This is a genomic window from Lacticaseibacillus zeae subsp. silagei, assembly GCF_030770335.1.
Classification (GTDB): Bacteria; Bacillota; Bacilli; order Lactobacillales; family Lactobacillaceae; genus Lacticaseibacillus; species Lacticaseibacillus zeae.
On the sequence record NZ_CP132484.1, the window covers coordinates 1,845,248 to 1,858,546 of the forward strand.

Below are 13,299 nucleotides of genomic sequence, written 5' to 3' on the forward strand. Positions count from 1 at the left end.
CTTCTAAACTCACTGCTTGGCGGCACCGGGCTGAAGCTTGGCCAACAGTTCCTGACTTTTAATTAATGCACCTGCTTCAACATACAGGTGGGTAACGGTGCCGGCAAATGGTGCGTGCACCGTTGTTTCCATTTTCATGGCTTCAATGACAAACAAGGCATCGCCTTTTGCAACCTGTTGGCCTTGTTTGATTGCAACTGAAACAATTTTGCCGGCCATTGGTGCACCAATTTGGTTCTTGTCGGTCGGTTCTGCTAGCTGATGCTGCAATCCGGCACTCTTTTGATGGGCATCGCGAATCTGGATTTCCTGTTTTTGCCCATCAACCGTGAAATAAAGGGTCTTCATGCCACTGGCATCTGCCGTCCCGATCGCATTCAACTGAATAATCAGCGTCTTACCGGCCTTGATCGGCACCGAAACGGTTTCGCCAATTCGCATCCCCTGGAAATAAGAAGGCGAGTCGAGTTTGGTTACCGGTCCGATCTGCTTCTGCTTGCGAACAAAGGCTTTGAAAACATCCGGATATAAAATGGCACTCAAAATTTCTTCAGTGCTCGGCTCAGTCACGCCTGCCGTGATCAGATTCTGACGAACAGCGGCAAAATCGACCGGCTTAGCCAATTGACCCGGTCTGACAGTCAGTGGCTTTTGCCCTTTGAGAATTTTTTCCTGTAATTCCTTGGGGAAACCGCCAACTGGCTGACCTAAATCACCTTTGAAAAAGGCAACCACAGAAGCCGGAAAATCATATTGTTCACCATGGTCCCTGACCATCTCTGGGGTTAAGTGATTCTGCAACATAAACAGCGCCATATCGCCGACCACTTTTGACGACGGAGTTACCTTAATGATATCGCCGAATAACGTATTGACTTGCGCATACATGGCCTTCACGGCTTCAAAGTCCGTAATACCCATACTGCGGGCCTGCTGTTGCAAATTACTGTACTGGCCACCTGGCATCTGAACGGTGTAAATATCGGTCAGCGGACCGGTCACCCCGTTGCCAAAGTCAGCATAGTAGGGCCGGATTGCCTGAAAATAACGATCCAACGACTGGGCTTTTTCAATCGCCACTTCAGGTTGACGCTGATCGCCACTCAAAGCATAGTAGAGACTTTCCAGACTTGGTTGACTGGTCGTCCCCGAAAAGCTGCTTTGGGCAACATCAACAATGTCGACCCCAGCGTGCGTGGCTGCCAAGTAAGTAGCAATGCCGTTGCCGGTTGTATCGTGGGTATGCAAATGAATCGGTACCGAGACAGCATCTTTTAACGCCTCGATTAAGACCGAGGCCGCCTGCGGTTTAAGCAGTCCCGCCATATCTTTAATCGCAATCATATCCGCGCCGGCGTTAACAAGTTGCTTGGCCAATGCCACGTAATAAGCTAATTGATATTTCGGGTGCGCATCGCTTAAAATATCGCCGGTGTAACACATGGTTGCTTCCGCAAGTTTACCGGTTTGTTTGACCGTGTCAATGCTCAGCGTCATTTGCGGCAGCCAGTTCAGGCTGTCAAATATCCGGAAAACATCAACACCATCATCAGCTGCTTGTTGAATGAAGGCTTTAATCACATTGTCAGGGTAGTTCTGATAACCAACGGCATTACTGCCACGGAACAGCATCTGTAACAACGTATGCGGTAATGCTGCGCGCAGTTTTTTCAATCGGACCCACGGATCTTCATTCAAGAAGCGGTAAGCAACATCAAACGTCGCACCACCCCATACTTCCATCGAAAACAGATTAGGCAAGCCGTTGCCCATATCCTTAGCGACCGTCAGCATATCGCGAGTCCGCATGCGGGTAGCAAACAGACTCTGGTGGGCATCGCGAAATGTCGTATCCGTCAACAACAGCTGTTGATGGTCCTTTACCCAGTCCGTGACACCGCTTGCGCCCTTGTCTTTCAGCAGTGCCACTAAATCGATCTGCGGCTTGGTTGTTGGAAAATGGCTATCGTATTGCAGCTCCGGATAATATTTTTGCGTTTGGCGCTCAACGCCTTTAAACCCGTTGATCGTGACATCACCGATATACCACAATAACCGGGAGGCCAGATCTGGCTTGGCTTGCACCTGCAACAACTCAGGATGGGCGTCAATGAATGCTGTTTCTGCCTCACCTGTTCGGAAGGTTTTAGTAGACAATAGATGCTCTAAGAAAGCAACGTTGGTTTTAACGCCGGTAATTTGAAATTCGTGTAAAGCGCGTTGCATTTTGGCCACTGCCGCCGGGAAATTCGGCGCATGGACGCTGGCTTTGACCAATAAAGAGTCAAAATAAGGGCTGACGACGGCGCCGGCATAAGCATTGCCGACATCCAACCGAATGCCAAAACCACCCGGAGAACGATAAGTATTGATGGTTCCGGTATCCGGCATAAAATTGTTTTCCGGATCTTCGGTCGTAATCCGGCACTGAATTGCGGCGCCATTTTCACGCAGCTCGTCTTGCTGCGGCAGGTGCAAATCGGCAAACAAATCCGCTCCCGCAGCAATGCGCAATTGCGACTGAACAATATCGACACCTGTGATGAGTTCCGTAATTGTGTGTTCCACCTGAACGCGGGGATTAACTTCAATAAAGTAATACTGATCGCCGTCAACCAGAAATTCCACGGTACCGGCGTTTTCATAATGCAGACTGGCCATCAAGTCCACAGCGCTTTGACAGATTTTCGCACGCAAAGCGACCGGCAAAGCAACTGCCGGCGCAATTTCGACGACTTTTTGCTGGCGGCGCTGGACTGAGCAGTCACGTTCAAAAAGATGCAAAAGATGTCCGTGCTCATCGCCCAATACCTGAACTTCGACGTGCTTAGCCGAGGCAATGTACTTTTCGACGTACATGCGATCATTGCCAAAACTAGCCTTGGCTTCATTAACCGCATTTTGATACACTGCTTCCAGCTCTGCCTTGGAGTGAACGATCCGCATGCCTTTACCGCCACCACCGCTGGCTGCTTTAAGCATCACCGGGAAACCGTGTGTTGCGGTAAAATCCTGAATTTCGCTGAAGTCACGTGTTGGCTCAGGTGTTCCCGGGATCGTCGCCAACCCGGCCTTATGGGCTGCTTCTTTCGCTGCCACTTTATCGCCGAACACATCAAGCAACTCCGATCGGGGGCCAACAAACGTCAAACCCGCAGCCCGAACTTTACGGGCAAACGTTGCGTTTTCAGAAAGCAACCCATAGCCTGGATGGATCGCATCCGCCCCGCTTTGTTTGGCAATGCGAATGATATCGTCCATATCCAGATAAGCGGCAATGGGTGCCTTGCCTGCGCCTACTTGGTAACTTTCTTGAGCTTTGAACCGGTGAATCGACAAGGCATCTTCCTTGGCAAAAATGCCAACGGTCTTGAGACCCAACTCCTCACAGGCACGGAAAATCCGAATGGCGATTTCGCCACGATTCGCGACTAAAACTTTATGCATGCGTTTTCTCTACCTTTCGTTGCGTACGTTCGCTATGATAACTGATATTGAGCATAATCCCGACTGCCATCGACAAAACAATCATACTTGAGCCGCCATAACTGATAAACGGCAACGTGACCCCGGTGACCGGCAATACACCGGCGACGGCGCCGACATTGAAAACCGTTTGAACCAGCATCATGGTCGCAATGCCATAAGCAATCAGTGTGTGATACGTATTTTTGGAACGAATGCCAATCAAATAAAACCGCATCACCAAGAAGAACAGTAAGCCCAGTATGACCACCGTGCCGACTAAGCCCAGCTCTTCAGCAATGACAGCCAAAATGAAATCAGTATAAGGTTCAGGTAGATACCCCAGTTTTTGACTGCTCATCCCCAAACCCACGCCGAAGAAGCCACCATGATTAATGGCATACAGCGAATTGACCACCTGATTACCAGCCGCATTTGCTTTTTCAAAAGGATGAATGGCAGCGACCAACCGCTGATAAGCATAATTATGCTCCAGCCCCGGGAAGTGATAATGCGACACAATGTAATACCCCAATACCCCTGTCGCAATCAGCGCAACCAGCCAAAGTAAGCCATATCGCATTGGAATCCCGCTAGACATCACCACCACCAACGTGATCAAAAAGAGAATGGCGAAACCGCCAGTATCCGGTTCGACGAAAACCAGCAACATCATCATACCGGCAATAAATAGCGGCTGCCACATCTGACGCAGCCGAAAATTTTCCTGCCGAAAACTGTCCTCGCGCGACGTCAACATATGCGCCAGATAAAAAATCAAAATCATTTTGGCAAACTCGGACGGTTGCAAGCGAAAACTGCCAATGGAAATCCATGCGGCGGCCCCGTTAACCGCCCGTCCGTGTATGATTAGGTACACCAACATGACAAACAAACCCGACATCAAGACAAATAGCACCCAGCGATTACGCAAAATCTTAAGGGCCATATTGTCAAAGAAGAACACGGTTCCGATCCCGAGCACCACAAAAACAATTTGTTGCAATAAGTATTTAGTTTCTGCGGCACCATATTGCCGCTGCACCCAATAAGCGCTAGCAGAATAGACCATCACGATCCCGATGGCACACAGAACCAGATAGGGTACCAAAATGAAGTAATCCACATGGCGTAATTTTTTCCTCAAGAAAAACGCGGCCTTTCAAGCAATGATTGGATTTATTATAGCATACCGACTTCAACCGCCAAGCCGCTTTAAAGACAGTTATTGCTAAGTTTAACTTGTTTTAACTTAATTTTATGCATACCAAGCGTGAGAATCGGCAGCTGTTTTTTCTGAATTAGTGCAACGGGACGGTTCGAAAACAGCCAGTTTGTCGGATTCGCTGCAGGCAATTACCATTTTTTCACTGCACTACTCGCCTATTTATGCCAAAGAAAAAACCGCCAAAATTGACGGTTTTCAGAAAATAGACTATTTGGATGCAGCAATCTTCTTACGCTTGGCTGCCTTTTGACGTTCGCCTGTGTTCAGGATCTTCTTACGCAAGCGAATGTTCTTTGGCGTTACTTCGCAGTATTCATCATCGTTCAGGAATTCGATAGATTCTTCAAGCGTCATTTTCTTTGGCGTCTTGATCGCAGCTGCGTGGTCTTTCCCGGCAGCACGTGTATTGGTCAGGTTCTTCCCCTTGGTGACATTGACAGCAATGTCATTTTCGCGGGAGTTTTGGCCAACAATCATGCCTTCATAAACTTCGGTTCCGGCATTGATGAACAATTGCCCACGATCTTCAACCGACTGCAAGCTATAAGTGGTAGCAGTACCGGCATTGATCGAAACCAAAGCGCCTTGAGTACGACCAGGTTCCCAGTTCTTGATAACCGGCGCATACTTTTCAAAGGTGTGGTTCATGATCCCGTAACCGCCAGTCGAAGACAGAAATTCAGTCGAGTAGCCGATTAAGCCACGGGAAGGTGCCAGGAAAGTGAGGCGGGTCTGCCCGTTGCCTTCATTTTCCATATTCTGCATTTCGCCTTTACGTTGGCTCATCGCATCGATAACCGTACCGGTATATTGTTCCGGCGTATCGATCTGTACGTTTTCAAACGGTTCCATCATCACGCCATCGATATCGCGATAGATAACTTCTGGCCGGCCGAGTTGTAGCTCGAATCCTTCACGCCGCATCTCTTCAACCAAAATAGACAGATGCAGTTCCCCACGACCGGAAACCATCCAGGCACCAGCCTGATCGGTATCGTCAACACGTAGCGACACATCGGTCTGCAGCTGGGACTTCAAACGTTCTTCCAGTTTGCGCGCGGTGACATTTTTACCTTCGCGACCGGCAAACGGGCTATCATTGGCCACAAACATCATTTGCAGCGTCGGTTCGTCAATCCGCAAAATCGGTAACGCTTCTGGCGTGTCAGCAGCCGTCACGGTTTCACCGACAAAAATGTCATCCATCCCGGAAACGGCAATCAGATCTCCGGCTTTGGCGGAATTGATTTCAGTCCGGGTTAACCCGAAGAAACCAAATAATTTCGTCACGCGGAAGTTCTTTTGCGAACCATCCAATTTCATAACGGTAACATTGTCGCCGATTTTAATCTTGCCGCGGAAAATCCGGCCAATACCGATTCGGCCGACATAATCGTTATAATCCAGCATAGCCACCTGGAACTGCAACGGTTCGTCACTATTATCGATTGGCGCAGGAATTGTTTTGATAATGGTATCAAAAAGCGGGTTCATCGTATGCTTTTGCGTTGACAGGTCGGAATCCATGCTGGAAGTCCCGTTAACGGCGGAAGCATAGACCACAGGAAATTCCAATTGGGCGTCATCGGCACCTAATTCGATGAACAATTCAAGTACTTCGTCCACGACTTCTTCCGGACGAGCACCCGGACGGTCAACCTTGTTGATAACTACGATTGGCGTCAAATGCTGTTCCAACGCCTTCTTCAAAACAAAGCGCGTTTGCGGCATCGGGCCTTCAAAGGCATCGACAACCAGCAAAACCCCGTCAACCATCTTCATAACCCGTTCTACTTCACCGCCAAAGTCGGCATGTCCCGGGGTATCAAGAATGTTGATCGTTGTGTCGCCATACTTCACCGCCGTGTTTTTACTCAGGATGGTGATACCACGTTCCTTTTCAATGGCGTTGGTATCCATCGCCCGATCTTGTAATTGAATGTGTTGATCAAGTGTATCCGATTGTTTAAGCATCTCGTTAACCAAAGTTGTCTTACCATGGTCAACGTGGGCAATGATCGCAATATTGCGAATATCGTCACGTGTTTTCACGTTTCTACTTCCTTTCTGCTGGCACTACAGGCCGCTTACCACATTAAAAAAGTGCCAGCAACTGACACAGTTATACGATTTTGAATTATAACACACTCTACCCAATCTGTCTGGATTTTCTGAAAAGTGAATTGCTTCACGCAGCTATTTTAGTTACATTTTCTTAAAAAAACCGCTGTTACGCTACTAAATAAACGAAAAACCGGCGTCTCGATCAGTCGCCGGTCATCGTTGCTCGTTCGTGAGCGCTACTTATTGCAACTCACATCATTTGCCGGCCATCATCGCGAGAATCGTGCGATGCGCTTGCGGCGTGGCAGCCACAACGACGCCTGGTTGGCGCAGATCAATCGGTGAACCGTCTTCGCGACTGAATTGAACGCCCAGCCCCTTTGTAATCGCCATGCCAGCCGCCACGTCCCAAGGCTGTAAATATGAAACGTAGCCAAGTTGTCGGCCTAACGCGATTTCGATAAACTCCATGCCGGCACTGCCACTCATTCTTGGCCCGGAACTCGCCAACGCAATATCGCCTAGGTGCAGACGATTCTTGATTGTCATCGGACCGGTCACACCCAACAACCCGTCTTTCAGTTGCAAATCCGGTAATTTTGTCAATGTTCGTCCAGCAAACGTAACGGGCATTTCCGGTCCGCCACTCAGCACCTCATTACGCATGACGTCCATAATTGCCCCGACAACCGGTTGTCCATCACGATAAACCCCAATCATGATCGCAAAATGAGCCTGTTGTTTGACAAAATTCATCGTCCCATCAATCGGATCGACAAAAAAGACCAAACCGCTGAGATCCGTATCATCATGAGCATGGCCTTCCTCGCCGATGATGCCTGCTTCAGGGTAATCAGTCTTAATGTGATTGATTAAAAATTTCTGGTTGGCTTTATCAACATTAGTCACTAAATCATTGCGGTTACTTTTACGGGCCACGTCCAACGGTTTCGCCATTGCCGCCAAAATTTGCTTACGACTCTCAGCAAACCAGCTGATCAGTGTCTGCCGTAATTTTTCCGGATCTTGCGTCATACTTAACTCACCTTCACCTTAATCTTTTGGCTCACGCCTTGGCGCGCCATCTGTACAACAGTATACATGGAATATCCGGACAGTGCTTCAAACTCCCGATCCAGTTGACGTTCAGTGCCCTTATCCGGCACCACCTGTTTGAATCCACGGTAGGCTGCCAACAGGTTATCCCGATCGACGCCATGCTCATACGCATCTTCAACGAGTGCAAAGAAAGTCGTCACTTTAATTTTTTCGTCAGTTGTCCAGTCAAGGTCTAGAGGATAGCTGTAATTAGGTTTCATTTTTATCTGCTCCTTGTTCGATTGCTTCGATTTCGGCTTGAACAGCTTGAATTGCTGTGCTCAAAGCCGCCTCTTCATCATCGGACCCCGCAACTGTCGCCAGTGTGACCACGCCGCGTTCGTCCAGCAAAATCGGCGAGCTGTCCACCTGCCCGGTTTCATCGTCAGAATCTCGCAGATGTGCGAACGTACCAATGAGCTTTTCACCGGCAAACGCAGCTAGAATCGGTTCGACAAGTCGACCTACCAGGACGGTCAAGGCGCTTGCCAAAAAGGCCTGAATAGCCGAAGCTGCTTCGGTAAAAACGGCTTGATCGTCATTTAGTAGCCGCAATATTGGCGTGGCACCGACATAAGCCCGACTCCAGATTAATACAGGTGATTGACTGGTACCCACGACATAAGCCGTTACTTGTTTTACTGGAACAGCCAGTCGATCCGCCAAAAATTGTTCAAAGCGCCACGTTGCACCGAAAGTCCCTAATCCAACAACTTGCCGTTTATTCAGCCCGGAGAATCGCTGGGCAAAATAAGTGAAACGTTCATCATGCGTCATCGCCACGACAACCCGCCCGGTAAAGCCTGCTGCCATCGCTGAATTCAGAACCTTACGAATTGAGGCAATGTTGGTTGCCACAAAGTTTTCATCAGCCGGCGTTCCGGTATCAGTTAGAATCAACACATCCGCCGTTTTAAGAACTTTCGGGGTTACCTTGATAAACGTATTGTGACAAATTTGACTCAGTGCCGTCAAACCGGCAACATCCACCAATGTCGTATCCGGTTCGTAGCAACCAATTTCCAGATCAAGTGGTGACGCAATTAACGTTTGCAAAAGTGCTTGTGTACTACAACTGGCTCCGTGAACGACGACTCTTTGCATGAAACCCCTTCCCCTCAGTTGCGTTACCTATATTCTAGCGGAAGCGCAATCTTAAGACAAAATTAAAAAGGGCTTTAGGTGCAATTGTTAACTAACTGAAATATTAACGCCTTCTCATATGAAAATACCGTTGTTATCTTCAGCCTGGTGGTCATCAATTACCCTGAAATTTTCAAGGTTAGCAAGAAAATGTGTGCACAAAAACAGACACTGATGGAAATTCAGTGTCTGCTTAGTAATCCTAAAAAATTGTGACCCGAAACTAAACCCAATCCTGACAATGACCGATCTAGTTGCTAAATATTGATTGGTAAGCCTAATGCAACTTCGGCATCGTCCATGATCGTTTCGCTTAAGGTCGGATGCGGGTGAATGGTCAGCGCCAAATCCTCGACGTTCAGACCGCCTTCAACAGCGACAGTCAGCTCGGAGATCAGATCACTGGCGCCGGCACCGGCTACCTGACCGCCGATAACTGTGCCTTCTTCGTTGGTAACAAGACGGACAAAGCCTTCTGTTTGGGCCAAACTCAAGGCGCGACCATTAGCAGCAAATGGGAACTTGCTGGCCTTGGCTTTGATGCCCTTTTCTTTTGCTTCTGCAAGCGTCATGCCAGTCGTAGCAAGTTCGGGGTCTGTGAAGCAAACAGCTGGCATTGCTTTATAATCAACCGCACTTGCCTTGCCGCTGATCGCTTCAGCTGCCACTTTACCTTCATAGCTCGCCTTATGCGCTAATGCTGCGCCCGGAACAACATCGCCAATCGCATAAATATTTGGCTTGTTGGTGCGGCCTTGCGCATCAACCTTGATCAAACCGCGGTCAGTCGTTTCGATGCCGACAATGTCCAGTCCCAAATCATCCGTATTTGGCCGACGTCCGACAGTGACCATGACATAGTCAGCCGCCAGTATCTGTTCTTTGCCGTCAGCGGTATAAGTTACCTTGACACCGTTACCGGTATCTTCGGCTTCTTTGGCCATCGCGTTCGTGATAACCGTGACACCGCGCTTCTTAAAGGAGTTCAAAACTAACTGAACCATATCCTTTTCGAAGTTTGGCAGAATCGAACTGGTCCCTTCAAGGATCGTGACATGTGCGCCTAAGTTTGCATAGGCACTTGCCAATTCAGAACCGATGTAGCCACCGCCGATAACAACAAATTCTTTAGGGACTTCCGGCAGGTTTAAGCCACCGGTCGAATCAAGAATTCGCTTACCAAATTTAAAACCCTTAATTTCAATCGGTCGACTGCCGGTTGCGATAATCAGGTTTTTGAAAGTGTAAGTTTGGGCAGAATCTTTTTGCATGACCCGTAAACTATGATCATCCTTTAAGAAAGCCGTACCCATGATCGAATCAATCTTGTGCTTCTTGAACAACATTGAAACACCACTGGTTAAGGTGTGAACAACCTTATTTTGCTTCCAGTCCTGTGTCTTTTTGAAGTCAAGATCCGCACCTTTAGCGTTAATACCGAACGTGCTGGCGTCCAAAGCATCTTGATAACGATGTCCGGCATTAATCAACGCCTTTGATGGAATACAGCCAACATTCAAACAAACACCGCCGATGAAAGTACTTTCGATCACGGTAACTTTCTGGCCCATTTCAGCAGCCCGAATGGCAGCCACATAACCGCCGGGGCCGGAGCCAATCACAACTGTATCCAAATCGATTGCAAAATCGCCTACAACCATACTTATCCCTCCATCAACAGCAGATCAGGATCTGCCAACAATTTGTCCATCAGATTCAATGCTGTTTGCGCCAGCGCACCATCAATTAGACGATGATCATAACTCAAACTCAGCTTCAGCAGATTACCGACAACAATTTCGTTATCGGCATTGACGTATGGTTCCTTGGCAATTTTACCGACACCAAGAATCGCGACTTCCGGCTGATTAATAACCGGCGTGAACCAGCCGCCGCCAATTGATCCGACATTACTGATGGTCATGGAACCGCCACGCATTTCATCTGGTTTCAACTTGCTGTCATAGGCTTTCTGCGCATTGTCACTGATCTCTTTGGCAATTTCAAACATACTCTTCGCATCGGCGTTCTTGATTACCGGCACGTACAAGCCATGATCCGTGTTGGTTGCAATCCCGATGTTGAAGTAATGCTTGTAGACAATTTCATCGGTGGTATCGTCAATAGACGCATTAAATTCCGGGTATTCCCGCAAAACGGTGACCAATGCCTTGACGATGTATGGCAAGAAGGTCAGCTTGATGCCTTTATCTGCTGCATATTGCTTGTACTTCTTGCGATGAGCCATCAACTTGGAAACTTCGACTTCATCAAAGCTCGTGACATGCGGGCTTCGCTGCTTAGATGACAGCATTGCCTTCGCAATTGCCTTACGAGTTGGGGTCATCTTTTCACGTGTTTCAAGTTCGGCTTCACTGCCACTCGAAACATATGGTGCAACAGGTTGTGGCTTTGGTGCTGCCGGTGCTGCTTGAGCCGGAGCAGACTTAGCTGCTTCTGGCGCTGGTTGTGCCGGAGCTGCTGCTGTAGTTGAACCGCCTGCCTTAAACGCATCAACGTCAGCTTTGGTAATGCGGCCATGCTTGCCGGTTGCAGGCACTTGCGAAATATCAATACCTTGCTCACGCGCATATTGCCGAACAGACGGCATTGCCAAAATTTCGCGATTTGGATCTGTTATGGCTGGTACGGCACCCGTTGCTGGGCTTGATGCGGAAGCTGTCTCCGCGCCAGCAGCACTCGGTGCCGGTGTGGCTGCCGGTTCACCGGCAACTGGCGTATCGTTATGCCCTGGAGCATCGATATCAACCAATGCGTCGCCGACAGATGCCGTTTCCCCTTCAGGAACCAGAATCTTGACAACTGTTCCGGTAACTGGAGATGGAATTTCTTCGACACTCTTGTCACTCTGAACTTCAAGAAGGGTATCATCCTCCTTGATTTCATCACCAGGTTTAACGTCCCACTTGACGATTTCGCCTTCTGCCAAGCCTTCGCCTAATTCCGGTAGCTTAAACTGATACACCGACTTAGCAGCGGCCGGCGCAGGTGCAGCTGGTGCAGCAGTAGAAGCTGCTGGTGCTGCCGACTGTGCAGGCGCGCCTGAGCCATCATCAATTTCAACCAACAAATCACCGACAGAAGCTGTTTCGCCTTCCGGTACTAAAATCTTTAAAATTTTCCCGGATACTGGCGACGGAATTTCTTCGACACTTTTATCACTCTGAACTTCAAGAAGGGTGTCATCCTCCTTGATTTCATCACCAGGTTTAACGTCCCACTTGACGATTTCACCTTCTGCCAAACCTTCGCCAAGTTCTGGCAGTTTGAATTCAAAAGCCATGTTGGCACCTCTTCTCTCTAGAAATTAACGGTTTCCCGAACTTTAGCTTCAATATCCTTGGCATTTGGCAGCCAAATATTTTCGGCTTGACCAAATGGGAACGGCGTATCAGGAGCCGCAACCCGACCGATCGGTGCCTCAAGTGACAGAATTGCCCGCTCAGAAATTTCACTGATGACGTTGGCTGCAACACCGGCCATCCGCTGAGCCTCCTGAACGACCACTGCCTTATGCGTTTTCTTAACCGATGCAATGATGGTCTCAACATCAAGTGGGGCAATGGTCCGTAAATCAACAATTTCAGCATTGATGCCATCTTTAGCTAAATTATCAGCCGCCTTGAGCGCTTCACGAACCATCGCACCATAAGTGATGATCGACACGTCGGTTCCTTCACGCGTTACCGCTGCCTTATCCAGCGGCACCGTGTAAGTCCCTTCTGGAACATCTTGACGGAACGACCGGTAAAGTTTCATGTGTTCAAGGAATAACACTGGGTCATTGCTGCGAATGGAACTAATCAGCAAACCTTTAGCATCGTACGGGTTACTTGGAATAACGACCCGCATGCCAGGAAATTGAGCGATCAAGCCTTCAAAGTTATCACTGTGCATTTCTGGCGTATGAACCCCGCCGCCAAATGGTGCCCGAATGGTAATCGGCATGGAACGCGTACCACCCATTCGATACCGCATCCGTGACATCTGGCCGCCAATACTGTCCATGGTTTCAAAAACGAACCCAAAGAACTGGATTTCGGGAATCGGCCGCCAGCCGGTTAATGCCAATCCAATGGCCAATCCGCTAATGCCTGACTCGGCAAGTGGCGTATCAAAGACGCGATCCTCACCGTGTTTAGCCTGCAAGCCATCCGTTGCCCGGAAGACCCCGCCGTTTTTACCTACATCTTCGCCGAATACCAAGGTTTTAGGGTCGTTCGCCAACTCAACATCAAGCGCATCAGTGATGGCTTGGATCATTGTTTTTTGTGCCATGG

At 48.8% G+C, this 13,299-nt stretch carries 9 protein-coding genes; all 9 read right to left on the bottom strand.

The features are described 5' to 3' along the window. Window positions 1–9 precede the first annotated feature (9 nt). Window positions 10–3,447, bottom strand: coding sequence for a pyruvate carboxylase (locus LACZS1_RS08735; protein WP_274804318.1), 3,438 nt, complete (start codon window positions 3,445–3,447; stop codon window positions 10–12). After that, window positions 3,440–4,612, bottom strand: a complete 1,173-nt coding sequence (locus LACZS1_RS08740) for an FtsW/RodA/SpoVE family cell cycle protein (RefSeq protein WP_044112497.1) — start codon at window positions 4,610–4,612, stop codon at window positions 3,440–3,442. Before LACZS1_RS08740 ends, LACZS1_RS08735 begins: the two co-directional genes overlap by 8 nt. 288 nt (window positions 4,613–4,900) lie before the next feature. Then, window positions 4,901–6,745, bottom strand: a complete 1,845-nt coding sequence (gene typA, locus LACZS1_RS08745; protein WP_010488589.1) for a translational GTPase TypA — start codon at window positions 6,743–6,745, stop codon at window positions 4,901–4,903. 267 nt (window positions 6,746–7,012) lie between these two features. Next, entirely contained in the window at window positions 7,013–7,792 is a 780-nt protein-coding gene (locus tag LACZS1_RS08750) for an inositol monophosphatase family protein (RefSeq protein ID WP_070651811.1), read from the bottom strand. A gap of 2 nt (window positions 7,793–7,794) precedes the next feature. Further along, window positions 7,795–8,076, bottom strand: a complete 282-nt coding sequence (locus LACZS1_RS08755) for a UPF0223 family protein (protein WP_010488593.1) — start codon at window positions 8,074–8,076, stop codon at window positions 7,795–7,797. Next, entirely contained in the window at window positions 8,066–8,959 is an 894-nt protein-coding gene (locus LACZS1_RS08760; RefSeq protein ID WP_070651810.1) for a lactate dehydrogenase, read from the bottom strand. The genes LACZS1_RS08755 and LACZS1_RS08760 overlap by 11 nt, the downstream gene beginning before the upstream one ends. A 296-nt stretch (window positions 8,960–9,255) precedes the next feature. Further along, complete coding sequence (lpdA, locus tag LACZS1_RS08765) at window positions 9,256–10,659, bottom strand: dihydrolipoyl dehydrogenase (RefSeq protein ID WP_070651809.1); 1,404 nt, start codon at window positions 10,657–10,659, stop codon at window positions 9,256–9,258. Window positions 10,660–10,661: 2 nt separating this feature from the next. Next, complete coding sequence (locus LACZS1_RS08770) at window positions 10,662–12,302, bottom strand: dihydrolipoyllysine-residue acetyltransferase (RefSeq protein ID WP_070651808.1); 1,641 nt, start codon at window positions 12,300–12,302, stop codon at window positions 10,662–10,664. Window positions 12,303–12,319: 17 nt separating this feature from the next. Beyond that, complete coding sequence (locus LACZS1_RS08775) at window positions 12,320–13,297, bottom strand: alpha-ketoacid dehydrogenase subunit beta (protein WP_010488601.1); 978 nt, start codon at window positions 13,295–13,297, stop codon at window positions 12,320–12,322. Window positions 13,298–13,299 lie beyond the last annotated feature (2 nt).